This window comes from Acinetobacter indicus CIP 110367 (assembly GCF_000488255.1).
Lineage (GTDB): Bacteria > Pseudomonadota > Gammaproteobacteria > Pseudomonadales > Moraxellaceae > Acinetobacter > Acinetobacter indicus.
This window is the reverse complement of record NZ_KI530745.1, coordinates 897,586-913,131: the sequence shown is the minus strand read 5'-3', so window position 1 is coordinate 913,131 and position 15,546 is coordinate 897,586. Positions and strand designations below refer to the sequence as shown.

13 protein-coding genes are annotated in these 15,546 nt (G+C 45.9%); 4 read left to right on the top strand and 9 right to left on the bottom strand.

The genetic code is table 11. The annotated features are described in order from the left end of the window. The first annotated feature begins 90 nt into the window (after positions 1 to 90). Complete coding sequence (locus tag P253_RS04390) at positions 91 to 2,199, top strand: sensor domain-containing protein (RefSeq protein WP_016658080.1); 2,109 nt, start codon at positions 91 to 93, stop codon at positions 2,197 to 2,199. Positions 2,200 to 2,264: 65 nt separating this feature from the next. On the opposite strand, the gene P253_RS04385 is transcribed toward P253_RS04390, so the two are convergent. From P253_RS04385 to hppD, 3 genes are all read right to left on the bottom strand, one after another. Then, complete coding sequence (locus P253_RS04385; protein WP_016658081.1) at positions 2,265 to 3,485, bottom strand: amino acid aminotransferase; 1,221 nt, start codon at positions 3,483 to 3,485, stop codon at positions 2,265 to 2,267. Between the two features lie 14 nt (positions 3,486 to 3,499). Next, positions 3,500 to 4,882 (bottom strand): amino acid permease, encoded by a 1,383-nt coding sequence (locus P253_RS04380; protein ID WP_016658082.1) that lies wholly within the window; start codon positions 4,880 to 4,882, stop codon positions 3,500 to 3,502. Positions 4,883 to 5,033: 151 nt separating this feature from the next. Continuing rightward, positions 5,034 to 6,092: a 4-hydroxyphenylpyruvate dioxygenase gene (gene hppD, locus P253_RS04375; protein ID WP_016658083.1), complete on the bottom strand. Its 1,059-nt coding sequence runs from the start codon at positions 6,090 to 6,092 to the stop codon at positions 5,034 to 5,036. A gap of 873 nt (positions 6,093 to 6,965) precedes the next feature. On the opposite strand from hppD, the gene P253_RS04370 reads away from it, so the two are divergent. Together P253_RS04370 and P253_RS04365 are read left to right on the top strand one after the other, a co-directional pair. Further along, positions 6,966 to 8,021, top strand: a complete 1,056-nt coding sequence (locus P253_RS04370) for a 3-deoxy-7-phosphoheptulonate synthase (RefSeq protein ID WP_016658084.1) — start codon at positions 6,966 to 6,968, stop codon at positions 8,019 to 8,021. Between the two features lie 253 nt (positions 8,022 to 8,274). Continuing rightward, entirely contained in the window at positions 8,275 to 9,468 is a 1,194-nt protein-coding gene (locus tag P253_RS04365; RefSeq protein WP_016658085.1) for a PilT/PilU family type 4a pilus ATPase, read from the top strand. Between the two features lie 58 nt (positions 9,469 to 9,526). On the opposite strand, the gene P253_RS04360 is transcribed toward P253_RS04365, so the two are convergent. From P253_RS04360 to P253_RS04340, 5 genes are all read right to left on the bottom strand, one after another. Beyond that, the gene (locus tag P253_RS04360) at positions 9,527 to 10,708 is read right to left on the bottom strand and encodes an MFS transporter (protein ID WP_016658086.1); all 1,182 of its coding nucleotides are present in this window, start codon (positions 10,706 to 10,708) and stop codon (positions 9,527 to 9,529) included. A 255-nt stretch (positions 10,709 to 10,963) separates the two neighbouring features. Next, complete coding sequence (gene gcvH, locus P253_RS04355; RefSeq protein ID WP_005178176.1) at positions 10,964 to 11,338, bottom strand: glycine cleavage system protein GcvH; 375 nt, start codon at positions 11,336 to 11,338, stop codon at positions 10,964 to 10,966. Positions 11,339 to 11,406: 68 nt separating this feature from the next. Further along, the gene (locus P253_RS04350; RefSeq protein ID WP_005178175.1) at positions 11,407 to 12,435 is read right to left on the bottom strand and encodes a helix-turn-helix transcriptional regulator; all 1,029 of its coding nucleotides are present in this window, start codon (positions 12,433 to 12,435) and stop codon (positions 11,407 to 11,409) included. Positions 12,436 to 12,538: 103 nt separating this feature from the next. Further along, entirely contained in the window at positions 12,539 to 12,988 is a 450-nt protein-coding gene (locus P253_RS04345; protein WP_016658087.1) for a MaoC family dehydratase, read from the bottom strand. A 1-nt stretch (position 12,989) separates the two neighbouring features. Beyond that, positions 12,990 to 14,843, bottom strand: a complete 1,854-nt coding sequence (locus P253_RS04340) for an ABC transporter ATP-binding protein (RefSeq protein ID WP_005178171.1) — start codon at positions 14,841 to 14,843, stop codon at positions 12,990 to 12,992. A gap of 29 nt (positions 14,844 to 14,872) precedes the next feature. Here P253_RS04340 and P253_RS15735 point away from each other — a divergent pair, with 29 nt between their 5' ends. Next, positions 14,873 to 15,037, top strand: coding sequence for a hypothetical protein (locus tag P253_RS15735; RefSeq protein ID WP_155757083.1), 165 nt, complete (start codon positions 14,873 to 14,875; stop codon positions 15,035 to 15,037). An 83-nt stretch (positions 15,038 to 15,120) separates the two neighbouring features. On the opposite strand, the gene P253_RS04335 is transcribed toward P253_RS15735, so the two are convergent. Then, positions 15,121 to 15,483, bottom strand: a complete 363-nt coding sequence (locus P253_RS04335) for a NirD/YgiW/YdeI family stress tolerance protein (RefSeq protein WP_016658088.1) — start codon at positions 15,481 to 15,483, stop codon at positions 15,121 to 15,123. Positions 15,484 to 15,546: the final 63 nt, after the last annotated feature.

Sequence of the window (15,546 nt, the reverse complement as noted above, 5' to 3'; positions counted from 1 at the left end):
CCGTGGGTTAAAAATAATTTTTATAGCTCTTATAATACATATTTGTATAGAGGTGTGATCTTGTTGGCACTATAACTTGGAAAATGCGATATGAGTCATATTAATCTGCTTGAGGTATTAAAAGACAAGTCCAAACAGGTCACGCCTAAACTTGAGAAATCTCCTTTTCAGAAAGACTTTATTCGCGCCATTGAAATGATGCCACAACTGATTTGGGTTAGTTCAGCCGGACATCATCTATATAATTCTAATTTTAAACAGTATCTTGCTTCAGATGAGCAAAGCCTGACTGCTCAAAGCTGGCTGAATGCCATTCACCCGGAAGATGCCGAGCATCTGTGTTTTTTATGGGAAAGTGCGCAAAAAAGTGGTCAGAGTTTTGAAAAAGAATGCCGGATTCGGGATCGCCAGCAGCGCTATCACTGGTTTTTGTTAATTGCCCGAAATTCGCAGCAGCTCGAGGGTTGTGACCAGTGGATGATCAGCTGTACCAATATTCATGACAGTGCGGTGAAATATCGGGAAACCAAAGATACCTTACGTGCCCACACCCATATGCTGGATGTCAGTGTTGACTGTATCAAGATTGTCAAACCGGATGGCTCACTGTCGCATATGAACCGTTCAGGTTGCCAGGCCTTGCTAGGCAAAGAGCGGGAAAAGAACTTCGGCATGAAATGGCTTGACCTGTTACCACCCGAAGCTCGTGAAAAAGGTCAGCAGGCCATTCGTGAGGCGATTAAAGGCAAAAATTCCCATTTCCCGGGTATGAGCATTAATCAGGATGAAGTGAAATACTGGGACAATATGCTGACCCCAGTGCTGAACGAACACGGCGAAACCACCAGTATTTTATGTGTGTCGCGTGATGTGACCTTGCAAAAAATTGCCGAAGATAAATTAAGACTCAGCAGTGAAGTCGATGATCTGACCAAGCTGATTAACCGCCGAACTTTCCGGAAAAAAACCAAACAGGCAATTCAGGTCGCCAAAGAAACCCGCACATTGGTCGGGGTCATGCTGATTGACCTGGATCATTTTAAAAATATTAACGATACCCTGGGCCATCAGGCCGGCGATCATTTATTAAAAGTATTGTCCAAACGCTTTCAGAAATATATTTCAGAGCAGGTCAGTATTGCGCGCCTGGGCGGTGATGAGTTTGCCGTGGTGGTGCATTCAGTTGAAAATGAACAGCAGCTGATTGAACTGGCCAAGAAGTTTGTCAAACTGCTGGATGCACCTATTACCTATAGCGGCCGGGTCATTAACTGCGGCATGAGCATTGGCTGTTCGATGTATCCCAAAGATGCCAGAGAAATTCCCGAACTGATGAAATGTGCCGATACCGCGCTGAATGACCTGAAAGCCGGTGGCCGAGGTGGCATCCGCATGTTTGATCATTCTATGCTGGCGGCGGTCCAGAGCAAGGCAGAGCAGTTGCAGACTGCACGCATGATTATTCGTGAACAGCGGATTGTACCGTTTTATCAGCCGAAAGTGTGTATTGAAACCGGTGAGCTGATTGGCTTTGAGGCTTTATTACGCTGGCAGGATGCACAGCAGCGTTACCGTTATCCGAAAGAGCTGCTAGAAGCCTTTAGCGATTATGAGCTGACCACAAAAATCAGCGAATTGATGCAGCAGGCCATTTTTAGTGATTTGCAAAGCTGGATCAAACAGGGTCTACAGACGGTGCCGGTGTCAATTAATGCCTCGCCGGTGGAATTGATGCGCGATAACTACGCAGAAGTGCTGTTAAAACGGATGCAGCATTATCAGATTCCGGCACAATTAATTGAAATTGAAATTACCGAGCAATCACTGGCCGAGCGTGGCTCTGAATGTGTGATTCGTACCATCCATAAACTGAAACAGGCCGGTATTCGCATTTCGCTGGATGATTTTGGCACCGGGCATTCTTCCTTAACCCATTTACGTGATTATCCGGTAGATAGCCTGAAAATTGACTGTGATTTCGTCAACCGCATCAATAGTGATAAATCAATTCAGGCCATTGTCGAAGCGATTATCAAGTTAGGGCCGGTTTTGTCCTTGGATATTATTGCCGAAGGCATTGAAACCAAGGAGCAGTTTGAAACCCTGAAACAGTTTGGCTGCCATTTTGGTCAGGGCTATTTATTTAGCAATGCTGTCAATCAGCTTGAAGCCAAGCAGATGTTAAAAGCCGCTTCATAATCTTCAAATTTCTACGATATAAAAACGGGCACATGGCCCGTTTTTATTTGCGAGGGAACAGAGGTTTAAGCAGTGAGAGCAGTATCACTATGCTGTAATACCTGTGCCATGGCATGTGCCACTGCATCGACATCGTTCTGGTTTAGTCCTGCCACACACATCCGGCCACTACGCACCAGATAAATACCAAACTCCTGCTTGAGCTGATCGACTTGGGCTGCACTCAAGCCAGTATAGCTGAACATGCCGCGCTGCCGGGTCAGATAGTCAAAAGATTGCCCCGGTAAGGCAAGTTCGAGCTGCTGTTTTAAACGCTCACGCATCTGTTGAATGCGCTCACGCATTTCGGTCAGTTCGTCCTGCCAGCTTTGGTACAGCGTCGGCGTGTGTAACACATGCTGAATCAGCATCGCGCCGGTAGTCGGCGGGCTGGAATAAATCCGGCGTACGGTGGCTTTCAGCTGGCCTAACACGCTTTGGGCGGTGGTGGCATCATCACAGACCGCACTTAAGCTGCCAACCCGTTCGCCATATAAAGAGAAAATTTTGGAAAATGAATGGCTGACCAGAAAATTCAGGCCGGCCCTGTCCATCGCCCGGATGGCATAAGCATCTGCGTGAAAATCTTCGGCGAAGCCCTGATAGGCCATATCCAAGAGCGGAATCAGCTGCTTCTGCGCCAGTAGCTCAATCAGCTGATCCCACTGCGCTGGCAACAAGTCGGCACCGGTCGGGTTATGACAGCAGGGATGTAGCAGAACAATACTTTGTGCCGGCAGTTGTTGCAGGCAATCCAGCATGGCAGCAAAGTCCACCTGACCGCTATGCGGATCAAAATACGGATATTCATGACAGCGAATGCCGGCGCCCTGAAAAATCGCAATATGGTTATCCCAGGTCGGGCGGCTGACCCATAATTCAGAGGCCGGGAAATAGCGTTTTAAGAAATCTGCCGCCACTTTTAGTGCGCCCGAACCACCCAGCGTTTGTAAGGTCACTACACGACCGGCCTGACAAGCCGGACTATCTTCGCCAAAAATTAGTGCTTGGACGGCGCTGTTATAAGCCGGCATACCTTGCATTGGCAGGTACAGTTTGACCTTCTGCTGCTCGGCATTTAGGTCCTGATAAGCCTGCTGGATGGCACGCAACTGCGGAACCTGCTGGGCCTCGTTATAATACAGCCCGATACTGAGATTAACTTTATGCGGACGCGGATCATGCTGGAATTCTTCCATCAGGGACAGAATCGGATCGCCGGCATAGGTATCGACATGTTGAAACATACAATCTTCCTGAATTAATAGCTTTTGGCTTTGATGAGCGCAGGATCGCGCGCCAGTTTTTTCTGTTTAAGGTAATAGGCCAGCGATAACAGGCCAATCCATACCGGCAGCAGACCGACTGCAATACGCATCGATGGGGTCTGGCTCATAATCACCAAGATACCGAGCATAAAGGCAATACACAGGTAATTGGTAAACGGATAGGCAATACTTGGGAACAGGGTTTGCTGTTGCTGCGCCAGCATCTGACGTTTAAATTTCAGATGGGTATAGGAAATCACCACCCAGTTAATCACAATGGCTGCCACCACCAGCATCATCAACAGGCTGAACGCCGTTTCCGGGAACAGGTAATTCAGCAGCACACAGAGCAGGGTGAAAAAGGCCGAAACCATCACCGCATTTACCGGAATACCGCGTGAATTGATTTTGCTTAAAAACTTCGGCGCATTGCCTTGTTCCGCAAGACCTAAAAGCATACGGCTGGTACAGTAGTTGGTGCTGTTATAGACCGACACCGCAGCAGTCAAGATCACGAAATTCAATACTGTGGCAACGCCTTGACTGCCTAAGGAGTCAAACATCATCACGAACGGGCTGCCGCCTTGTGCCATCTGGTTCCATGGATATAAGGCCAGAATAATCAGCAGGGTTAAAATGTAGAATAATAAAACCCGGTATACGATCTGATTGACCGCTTTCGGTAAGGTCTTTTTCGGGTTGTCAGTTTCTGCTGCGGCAATACCGACCAGCTCAATACCGCCAAAGGCAAACATGATCATGGCCATTGCCATCACCAGGCCCATCACACCATTGGGGAAAAAGCCGCCAAGTTCCCATAAATTGCTTAAATGCGCCTGTGGACCGCCCGTGCCTGAGGCCAGCAGATAGCTACCAAACGCAATCATGGCGACAATCGCCAGCACTTTAATAATCGCCAGCCAGAATTCCATTTCGCCGAACAGTTTGACATGCAGCAGGTTAATCACATTAATAAAAATAAAGAAGCCCAGCGCCGAGACCCAGGTCGGGATTTCCGGCCACCAGTAATGGATATACAGGCCAATGGCACTCAGTTCGGCCATGCAGACCAGCACATTCAGTACCCAGTAATTCCAGCCCGACATAAAGCCGGCAAACTTGCCCCAGTATTTATAGGCAAAATGACTAAAAGAACCGCTGACCGGTTCTTCGACAATCATTTCACCCAGTTGACGCATCATTAAAAATGCAATCAGGCCAGCAATGGCATAACCCAGAATGACCGACGGGCCGGCCAGTTTAATGGTTTGGGAGATGCCGAGGAATAATCCGGTGCCAATTGAGCCACCGAGGGCAATGAGCTGGATATGCCGGTTGCTCAAACCCTTATGTAGTTTGCCATCATGTTGTTGCATCTTTTATCATCCATGTAAAATCGACATCACTGTGTTGTTATTGTTTTGGCGCAGGTGATGTGATTGCTGAAATTTAAACATGCGTCGCCCCTGACACATGCCAAATCGCATGTGCAAGAGCGGCGTTGTCGGGATTTAGAACACCTGAAAATCAGGCAGAGACGTCAAGCACGCCACGTTTAATCTGGTCGCGCTCAATCGATTCGAACAGGGCTTTGAAGTTTCCTTCGCCAAAGCCATCATCTGCTTTACGTTGAATAAATTCGAAGAACACCGGGCCAATCATATTTTCCGAGAAAATCTGTAGCAGCAGGCGTTTTTCACCATCTTTGGTATTGCCATCCAGCAAAATGCCACGCTGTTGCAGCTCTGCAGTCGGTTCGCCATGTTCCGGTAAACGTTCTGCCAGCATTTCATAATAGGTTGCCGGCGGTGGGGTCATAAACTTGGCACCCAAGGCTTTGAGTTTGTCCCAGGTCGCCAGTAAGTCATCGGTTGAGAAGGCAATATGCTGAATGCCTTCGCCGTTAAATTCTGACAGGAACTCGGCAATTTGTCCGTTGCCTTTGTCCGAGTCTTCATTCAGTGGAATACGGATTTTGCCATCTGGTGCAGTCAGCGCTTTTGAGGTCAAACCAGTGTATTCACCTTTAATATCGAAGTAGCGGATTTCCTGGAAATTAAAGATTTTTTCATAGAAATTGGCCCAGTACTGCATCCGGCCTTTGTAGACATTATGGGTTAAATGGTCAATTTCTTTTAAACCAGTACCCACCGGGCGCGGATCAACACCTTCAAAGAACTCGAAATCCTGCTGATAAATATCGCAGTCGACCAGAAAGATTGGTGAGCCACCAATGCCTTTAATCGCTGGAATATTCAGTTCCATAGGACCAATCACGTTTTTGATTGGTTCGGCACCGAGTTCGAGCGCTTTCTGATAGGCACGGGTTGCATTTTTGGTCTTAAAGCCCATGGCACAGGCCGATGGACCATGTTCATTAAAGAAATACGATGCATAGGATTCTGGCTGATAGTTCAGAATGATATTGATGTCGCCCTGACGCCATAAGTAGACATTTTTGGATTTGTGCTTAGCCACTTGGGTAAAACCGAGCGTTTGAAAAACTGAATCCAGAGCGCCATTTTCCGAGACAAACTCAATAAATTCAAATCCGCATAGCTCTAAAGGGTTAGCTAAGTTGTGCATGTTCCATCCTCATGTATGGTGAGCAATCCAATTGCTTCACTTGTTGTTTTTGCAGGAATTTCCTGAAATCAGGGAGTTCCAGATGAAAATATCTTAGCAAGAGTTAATCTTTGTTCAATACGTAATATGATTACGTATTTCGTAATTTAAAACTCAAATCAGGCTTAATGATAAATTAAAGTAATGATATTTATAAAATATTGTTTTGTGTTTTATCGGTAAATAGGTAGGAAATATAATTGTAACTTTTTGTTAAAATGATGGGTAAGCTACGATTTAGAGTTGATTAGTTAATGATTTTAAAAGGTTTTTAGTGATGGTGTTTTGAATGTAAATTTTCAATAGAAGGTGATTTTGATGTGAATGATTTTTTATCCAAAAGTCGTTTGAGTTCTTCGACGCGATTTAAGCCGGAAGATAAGAGAACAATCGGGGAGAGTTGTGTTTTGCTAAATGTGAAAGGAAATCCGGAAGAATGCTAAAAAACATCCAGAAAACTATTGTCAAAGCTGGAAATAGCGCGTATTTTATTTTTCAGACACATACTTTTTTGAAGAAATAAAGATGTTAAAGCAACCTGTAATCTCAAACGCATACTATTACTTCTGGCAGTTTAGATAATTGCCTGAACGCGTTCGGGCAAAATAAGGTTGCCCACCAGTTGATACCTGATCGGCAACCCTGATCAGGTTTTTTTATATCTTTAATTTAATCAATCTATTGGAGATTATCATGCGTACATTTAACTATTCATACTTTAGCAACTTTTATTGGTTTTACTTTAGTCAAGCTATGACCAACCTGACCTGTATTAGACCCATATCGCTCAAATAAAAGTTCGGACTGTCAGACCACAGTCCAAAGGAAGAATCAATGAACGCTTTAAATACTGCATTACAACAATCCTCAGCCAAAGAAACAATTTTAAGCTTACCTTATCAGCTCAAGGCACAATTGCCGCTTTCTGGCGCGCTGGCACAGCAAATTGCCGAGCAGCGTCAAACCATTCAGAATATTCTTAACGGTATCGATTCACGTTTGCTGGTGATTACCGGCCCATGCTCCATCCATGATCCTGCGGCAGCACTGGAATACGCACAAAAATTACAACAACTGCAAAGCCAGGTGGCAGACCAGATTTTCCTGGTAATGCGCGCCTATATCGAAAAACCGCGCACCACGGTTGGCTGGAAAGGCTTCTTATACGATCCAGAATTAAACGGTTCATCCAATATGCAATTGGGACTGGAAAAGTCACGTGAACTGTACTTGCAAATTATTGAAATGGGGCTGCCTATTGCCTCGGAAATTCTAAGCCCGATGGCAACGGCCTACTTTGACGATTTACTGGCCTGGGGTGCGATTGGCGCGCGTACCAGTGAATCTCAGATTCACCGTGAAATTTCTAGCCACATGCCGTACAGCATTGGCTTCAAAAATGGTACCGATGGTTCGGTACAAATTGCTTTAGACGCAATTCAATCGGCTTCACATCCGCATCAGTTCTTAGGCATGAGCCAGCAAGGTTTACCGTGTATTTTAGAATCACAGGGCAACCCGAAAGCACATCTGATTTTACGTGGTGCCAATGCTGGCCCGAACTACCAGCTGGCTGAAATTGAAAAAATCAAAGCCAAAGTCAAAGGCGAGATGCCAGCGCTGGTGATTGATTGCAGTCATGGCAACAGCAGTAAAAATCCGTTATTACAACCAGAGGTGTTAAAAACCATTGTGGCAGAGCGTGCACAGACTCAGGTTCGCGGTGTCATGCTGGAAAGTCATCTGGTCGATGGACAACAGAAAATCTCGGATCAGATGACCTATGGCCAGTCCGTGACCGATGGCTGTTTAGGCTGGAACAAGACTGAACAGTTATTGTTTCAGGTCGCACAAGAACTGGTCTTACGACCGTTAAAACGTAGTGCTTAAACTGCAATTGTATTGAATGAATAGCCCCTGAACCTCAGGGGCTTATTTTTTATCAGCACCTTAAAATTAAAATAGAAAAGTTTGATGAAATTGGCAGATTATCTTGAATTTTTTGAATAAGTTGAAATTTTTATTGATTGTGAAATCAGGATGATTGATGCAATATCGACAACATGCTCAGCGCTGCCAATCGGTTGAATACCGGCGCGTTGGGGCCAAAAATGATGACAGAACAGATAGTGAATAATTGATGATGTACAGTGCAGAATTACTCGAAGATGCGCGTAAGTTTATGTTTCATATGCTCAGCAAAGTGGTTGAGTTTGGGGGATCAGATTTATTTATTACCGCGGATTTTCCACCGAGCATTAAACATCAGGGCATGATGAAAGCGCTGGGACAACAGGCGCTGACCGCAGAAAAAACCAAGCTGTTTGCCTACAGCCTCATGAATGAAAAACAGCGTAGCGAGTTTGAAACTGATCTGGAATGCAACTTTGCCATTAGTGTGCCGGAGGTATCGCGTTTTCGGGTCAATGTGTTTCAACAGCAGCTGCATGTCGGGATGGTAATTCGAACCATTAGCGCGGAAATTCCAAACTTTAGTCAGCTGAAACTGCCGGAATCGCTGAAGCATATTATTATGGAAAAGCGTGGTCTGGTGCTGGTGGTGGGGGGAACCGGTTCAGGTAAATCGACCTCTCTGGCGGCGATGATTGATCATCGTAATGAAAATTCAGCCGGGCATATTATTACCGTGGAAGACCCGGTGGAATATGTGCACAAGCATAAAAAGTCGATGATTACCCATCGTGAAGTCGGGGTCGACAGCCATTCCTGGCACAATGCGCTGAAAAATACCTTACGTCAGGCACCGGATGTGATTTTAATTGGCGAGATCCGCGACACCGAAACCATGGAACATGCGATTGCCTTTGCTGAAACCGGGCATTTATGTTTGGGCACCTTGCATGCCAATAACGCCAACCAGACGCTGGACCGGATTATCAACTTTTTCCCGGAAGAGCGCCGTAACCAGTTGCTGATGGATCTGTCGTCCAATATGAAGGCCATTATTTCCCAGCGTCTGGTGCGTACCGAAGATGGTAAAGGCCGCCGTGCGGCAGTCGAGATTATGCTGAATACGCCGCTGATTTCTGAACTGATTTTAAAAGGCCAGTTCCATGAGTTAAAGTCGATTATGGGCAAATCGCGTGAACTGGGCATGCAGACGTTTGATCAGGCTCTATTTGATTTGTATAATGAAGGCGCGATTTCCTATGAAGAAGCAATTCGTAATGCCGATTCGATGAATGAATTGCGCTTACAGATTAAATTGAAAAGTAACCGGCCAAGCGAAGCTTCGCCAGCTATGAGCTTTAGCATGCTGGAAGAGCCAAAACCGGAAGATGAAGATACGGAATCTGCTCCTCAACAGAGTGCTTAAGCTGAAATTTATCTAGCATCACTTAAAAAATAAAACGCCCAATTTGGGCGTTTTTTATTTAGGCCGTGGCTGGGTGATTAACCACAAACTTATAAAAGAGCAGACTCGACAACACCACCCCGGCACAGACCAGATAGGTGATACTATAGCCTTGCCAGCTAATCAGTAAGCCGACCAGTAGCGAACCGAGGGCAATGCCAATATCGTAGCAGGTGAAGAAAGTTGAGGTGGCATGGCCAATCCGCGATTTAGGCGCGCGCTGAATCGCCAAGGTTTGTAAACATGGTTGCAAGGTGCCGAATCCCATCCCAATAAAGATCGCAGAGACCATAAAACTGACCACACCCTGCATCTGGCTGAGCAATGCCAGACCTGCGGCAAACATTAAGATTGAAGGATAAATCACATAGCGCGGACCATAACGGTCATAAATTTTCCCGGTAATCGGGCGCAGGCTCATCATGGAAATGGCGAACACAATAAAGAACATACTGGCATAACTGAGCAGGTCTTTTTCTTCGGCATAGGTGGAAATAAAAGACATGATACTGGCATAGGAAAAGGCCACCAGCATCGCCATCACTGAAACTGTTAAAGCCTTTTTCTCCATAAAGTCATGCAGCGATAGCTTACGGCGAACAGTTGCAGCAGTATCGGTTTTTTCTGGCTCACGTAGCGGAATCATAAAACAGAAGGCAAAGCCCAGGCTAATAATCACCGCCAATACAGTAGCAATAATGCTATAGGACCAAGTCTGGATTAAGGAAATGCCCAGCAAAGGTCCGAGGACAATCCCTAAATTCACCGACATAACAAAATAACCCATACCTTCACCTTTACGCTGCTCCGGAATAAAGTCATTGGCAATTGGTACGGTAACGGTGGTTAAAATACTGAACCAGATACCATGAATAAAACGGATGATCAGCAGCAGGGTCAGGTTGTCAGCAAAAATATAGGCAAAAGACAGCAGGCAGAACATGCTTTCGGACAGGAACAAGGTCTTTTTACGGCCCAGCTTTTCAATAATCAACCCGCTAAATGGCCGCACCAGAATAGAGGACACCATAAACAGGGTCATGGCCAGACCGGCCTGTGCCAGTGAACCGTTCAGCTCATTCAGGATATAAATTGGCAAAATGGTGGTCTGGGCAAAATAGAAAATAAACAGAAACAGGTTATTGGAAAAACACAGAAGAAAAGGTTTGTTCCATAAAGGCTGTGACGCGGTGTTTGACATATTAAACCTTTGTGCTGGGATCAATAGGGCGTTTGTTGTTGTGCTGATCTGCCGCTATTGGTACATGGGAGAGACAAGGCCTATCTTAAATTACTTTATGGTAAAAATATAGTATTGCTATAATCTATGTTTATTTTAATGGTGTTTATTAGATTTCATTAATTAAATTATCTCAATATGATATTTATTGCACTTAATTTGGCTTTTAAGCTAAAAAAATCAGCCCGTAGGCTGATCTTCTTGCAAGATTATTTTTTATAAACCGGCTTCATATTCGCTGCTTGAAAGCAGTTTTTCGACATCGGCCAGGTTGTCTGGCTTGATTTTATAAATCCAGCCTTTGCCATACGGCTCATCATTCACAAAATCCGGGTCATCTTCCAGCGCAGGGTTAATTTCAACCACTGTGCCGGATACTGGTGCGTGAATGTCAGACGCAGTTTTCACAGATTCCACCACACCAGCTTGTTCACCCGCGGTCACTTGCTGGCCCACTTCAGGTGCTTCGACATAGACCAGATCGCCCAGTGCATCTTGAGCATGATCAGAAATACCTGTAACAACAAGATCACCTTCAATGCGTACCCATTCGTGTGTACGTGCATATTTCAGTTCTGAAGGGTGATTCATGATGACTCCTTAACTATTTAAATCATTTTTGGCATGTTTATACATGCTTTTGCAGAAAAACAAAAGTTTTATAAATACGGATCTTTACGCCAGTTGCTTGGACTGCGGCCACTCCAGCGCTTAAAGGCGCGGCTAAAATTGGCGACATCGCTATAACCCAGTTCATCGGCAATCTGTTCCAGGGTGTAATCGGTACGTGACAGCAGCGAGGTGGCATGCCGGTAACGGACTTCATCAACCAGGGTAGAAAAAGAGGTGCCTTCGGCTGCCAGCTGGCGTTTCAGGGTGCGATCTGACATATGCAGCTGGTCGGCGACATGCTCGATACTTAAATAATGCTGTTCGGAATTGGTCAGAATATCGCGCACGCGCATCGACAGGCGGCGCCGTTCACCCAAGGCAGAAAGTTCGGCTTCGCACTGGTTAATGGCAATCTGGCTGGCAATAGGATCGGCATGAATCATTTTCAGCCCCAAATACTGCTTGTCAAAACTCAAGATCAGATAGGGCTGGTCAAAACGGAAACTGTGATTCGGGAATTTGGCTGCATATTTTTCAAAGCCCAGCGGTTCCGGGAAATCAAAATCGACTTCACCAGAAAGATGCTCCATGCCGGTAATGGCTTTGGCCATGGTGATCATGCCAATAATCAGTGCAATCGCAATTTCGGTTCTGAGCGGTTCCAGATCAATTTCACCTTGCAGCTGCAGGGTGGCTTTTTCACCAAAGGTAGAGAAAAACAGCTGTAAAAAGGGCATCCGCAGCTGAATAAAGCGGTTGGCCAGCATTAAAGCATCACTAATATCATTGGCAGTCATAATCGCATAGCCGATAAAGCCATGAATCGAGATGCGCATTTGCGTGCCTAAATGATAGCCCAGCGTCGATTCACCGGTGAGATACAGCGCATGTTTGACCATGTCATTGGCCATGCTGGTCGGAATCCGAAAGTCAGGATCGGCCAGTTGTTCAGTGGTCAGATGGAAGGGAGCAAAAAAGGTTTCAGCGTTATATCCCCAACGGGAAACAACATCCAGAATAAGTAAGCCATAAACACCAGGAACACCCTGATCCTGACGCGGTAAAAGTGTTTTCATGCACGGTCCATTGCACTAATGAGTATTATTTTTTAAATTTGCTTGCCTATATTGGCATGAAAAAAACCGGAAAACTAGAAAAATTGTTTGACAAAATGACTGCTTAGGCCACCTGTGCATCCCGCCGGAACACCACAATTTTGGTGGTCGAAATCAGTAAAACTTCACCATGCTGGTTTAAGGCCTGTGTCACATAACTGACCAGACCACGGTCCAGCTTGGTTTTTGATGGACTGATGGCGGTAATTTCAACATCAACATGAATCAGGTCACCCGGACGGGTCGGACGCGGCCAGCGCAGACTGGATTCTGAACCAATCAGGCCATGTGCCACCGGAAAACATTCGGTCCATAAACGCATGGTTACCGCGGCAGTATGCCAGCCACTGGCGGCAATGCCTTGAAATACCGGATGCTGCGCGGCTTGCTGCACATCGGTATGGAAAATTTGTGGGTCATACAGGTGGGCAAACTGCTGAATTTCTTCTAAAGTCATTTCGTAGTCACGACTGACAAAGTGATCACCCACCTTCAAATCTTCCAGATACAACATATCAGGTTCCTTGTTTTTGCTTTAATTGTTGTTGCTCAATCAGAAAGCCACCAGTTTGGCGTTGCCACAGCTGAGCGTAAATTCCGTTCAGTGCCACCAGTTCATCATGCGTGCCTTGTTCGGCAATCTGACCCTGATCCAGCACAATCAGGCGATCCATCTGCGCAATGGTCGATAAACGGTGAGCAATCGCAATAACGGTTTTACCTTGCATCAGTTCATCCAGACTGGACTGAATTGCGGCTTCAACTTCAGAATCCAGCGCACTGGTGGCTTCATCCAGAATTAAAATGGGCGCATCTTTTAAGAATACCCGGGCAATCGCAATCCGCTGACGTTGTCCGCCCGACAGTTTCACGCCGCGTTCACCCACATAGGCTTCATAACCGCGTTTGCCACGTAAATCGGTCAGCTGCGGAATAAATTCTTCAGCCTTGGCTTTGGCCACTGCAGCATACATCTCTTCATCGCTGGCATCAGGGCGGCCATATTTAATATTTTCAGCCACGGTACGATGCAGCAGCGACGTATCCTGTGTTACCAGCGCGATATTCTTACGCAGGCTGTCCTGGGTGACATCGACAATATCCTGACCATCAATCAGAATCCGGCCCTGATTAATCTGATAAAAATGCAGTAACAGCTGGATGAGGGTCGATTTCCCGGCACCGGAACGTCCGACAATCCCGATTTTTTCACCCGGACGGATGGTCAGGTTAAACTGCTCAATTACGTTTTTGTCATTATAGGCAAAGCTGACATTTTCAAATTTGATTTCACCTTGCGCGACATTCAAGGTTTTGGCATCCGGTTTATCTTCAATTGTGATCGGGCGGCCGAGGGTTTTCATCCCGTCTTGAATGGTACCGACATTTTCAAACAGCGCCGAGGTTTGCCACATCATAAATTCAGCAATGCTGTTCAGCTTGAGAATCATGGCGGTGGTGGCGGCAATAATGCCGAGTTCTGCCTGGCCATTCATCCATAACCACAGCGCCGTACCCAGCACACCGACATACAGCACAACCGTCAGCAGGTTAATGCTGATTTCATACTGTGCGCCCAAACGCATCTGCTTATAGACCGTGACCATAAATTCCTGCATGGATTCTTTGGCATACTGGCTTTCGCGGCCGGCATGGGCAAACAGTTTCACGGTCTGGATGTTGGTATAGGCATCGGTCACGCGGCCGGTCATGACGGCGCGGGCATCAGCCTGGCTATTGGAGATTCTGCTTAAACGTGGAATAAAATAACTGGCTGCGGCAATAAACAGGCCCAGCCATACCAGCAACGGGATAATCAGCATAGGTGAAATGGCGCCTAACACCACGCTGATGGTAATAAAGTAAATCACCACATAGGCCAGCATATCGCCCAGAATAATCCAGAATTCTCGTACCGCCAGCGCTGTTTGCATGACTTTGGCCGATAGCCGCCCGGCAAAATCATTATGGAAAAAATCCAGACTTTGACGCAGCAGTAAGTTGTGAAAACGCCAGCGCAGGCGCATCGGGAAATTACTATATAAAATCTGATGTTTGATAATGGATTGCAAACTAGCAAAGAAAATATTGGCCAGCAGGATAAAAGTCAGAATAGTCAGATTGGTTTGATGTTCGGCCAGAAAGGTATCTGGCTGACTTTGACTGAGCCAGTTCACCAGCTCGCCAATTTTGGCATAGAGCAGGGCTTCAAAACTTGCAGCACCTGCGGTACACAGCACCAATAGCAATAAGTACGGACGAACACCGCGCGCGGCCTGCCAGACAAAAGGAAAAAAACGGGTAGGTAGTGGTTTATTTAAACCTTTGGTGGGGTATGGATTAACCAGGCTCTCGAACCACTTAAACATACACAATGTCCTTTTGAGCAAGCAGATTGATGATCATCATTGGTATCGGCCATGCGGCTTGTACAGACGAAGAGCATGTTCTATTCAATGCGCTACTGATCACGATTACCGCTTGCGAGATAAACAACAGATTTATTGCCAAGAATACCCAGTTTAAAAGAAAAGTAAAACTTTTCAGGGCGGTGCTGCTTTAAAATCAGGCAGATAAATAAGGCTTTGCAGTTGAAAGAAACCTCATATTTTTGCGAGCTTCGATCAGAAAATATCTGCCTGAAACTTACAGAATTTCAATCTCGACTACATCAATATCGGTTGGTTTATAACGGTGTGTATCCACTTCACCGACCACCCGGACTTTTTTACCCGGATTCAGCAATTGCGCCGGTGTCGCCAGATCATGATCAATTTCGACATGGATGATGCCGGTCTGATCCTGAAGCTGGTACATATCATCTTTAATATGTTTATGAATAGTGCCATATACCGTAACCGGTGTTTCAGCCGCGGCTTTCAGTGCCTGCGCAGTGGTCATAATATTTTTTGCTGCTTGCGCAATAATTTTCTGATCATCATCCGCAAAGGCAGGAGCTGAAAGTGCAAGCAGAACACTGGCGAAGATCAACGGCATTTTAATTTTCATGCAGGATGTACCTCTTTCTTTTATAAGCTTAATTTCAGTATACGTGGAAACAGACTGCTGCAA

What these genes read in the sequence shown, in the direction of transcription:
- P253_RS04345 (WP_016658087.1), bottom strand. Translation starts at nt 12,988, where the DNA reads ATGTTGTATCTGGAAGATTTGAAGGTGGGTGATCACTTTGTCAGTCGT.
- P253_RS04350 (WP_005178175.1), bottom strand. Translation starts at nt 12,435, where the DNA reads ATGAAAACACTTTTACCGCGTCAGGATCAGGGTGTTCCTGGTGTTTAT.
- P253_RS04360 (WP_016658086.1), bottom strand. Translation starts at nt 10,708, where the DNA reads ATGTCAAACACCGCGTCACAGCCTTTATGGAACAAACCTTTTCTTCTG.
- P253_RS15735 (WP_155757083.1), top strand. Translation starts at nt 14,873, where the DNA reads ATGATCATCATTGGTATCGGCCATGCGGCTTGTACAGACGAAGAGCAT.
- P253_RS04385 (WP_016658081.1), bottom strand. Translation starts at nt 3,485, where the DNA reads ATGTTTCAACATGTCGATACCTATGCCGGCGATCCGATTCTGTCCCTG.
- P253_RS04365 (WP_016658085.1), top strand. Translation starts at nt 8,275, where the DNA reads ATGTACAGTGCAGAATTACTCGAAGATGCGCGTAAGTTTATGTTTCAT.
- gcvH (WP_005178176.1), bottom strand. Translation starts at nt 11,338, where the DNA reads ATGAATCACCCTTCAGAACTGAAATATGCACGTACACACGAATGGGTA.
- P253_RS04370 (WP_016658084.1), top strand. Translation starts at nt 6,966, where the DNA reads ATGAACGCTTTAAATACTGCATTACAACAATCCTCAGCCAAAGAAACA.
- P253_RS04390 (WP_016658080.1), top strand. Translation starts at nt 91, where the DNA reads ATGAGTCATATTAATCTGCTTGAGGTATTAAAAGACAAGTCCAAACAG.
- P253_RS04380 (WP_016658082.1), bottom strand. Translation starts at nt 4,882, where the DNA reads ATGCAACAACATGATGGCAAACTACATAAGGGTTTGAGCAACCGGCAT.
- hppD (WP_016658083.1), bottom strand. Translation starts at nt 6,092, where the DNA reads ATGCACAACTTAGCTAACCCTTTAGAGCTATGCGGATTTGAATTTATT.
- P253_RS04335 (WP_016658088.1), bottom strand. Translation starts at nt 15,483, where the DNA reads ATGAAAATTAAAATGCCGTTGATCTTCGCCAGTGTTCTGCTTGCACTT.
- P253_RS04340 (WP_005178171.1), bottom strand. Translation starts at nt 14,843, where the DNA reads ATGTTTAAGTGGTTCGAGAGCCTGGTTAATCCATACCCCACCAAAGGT.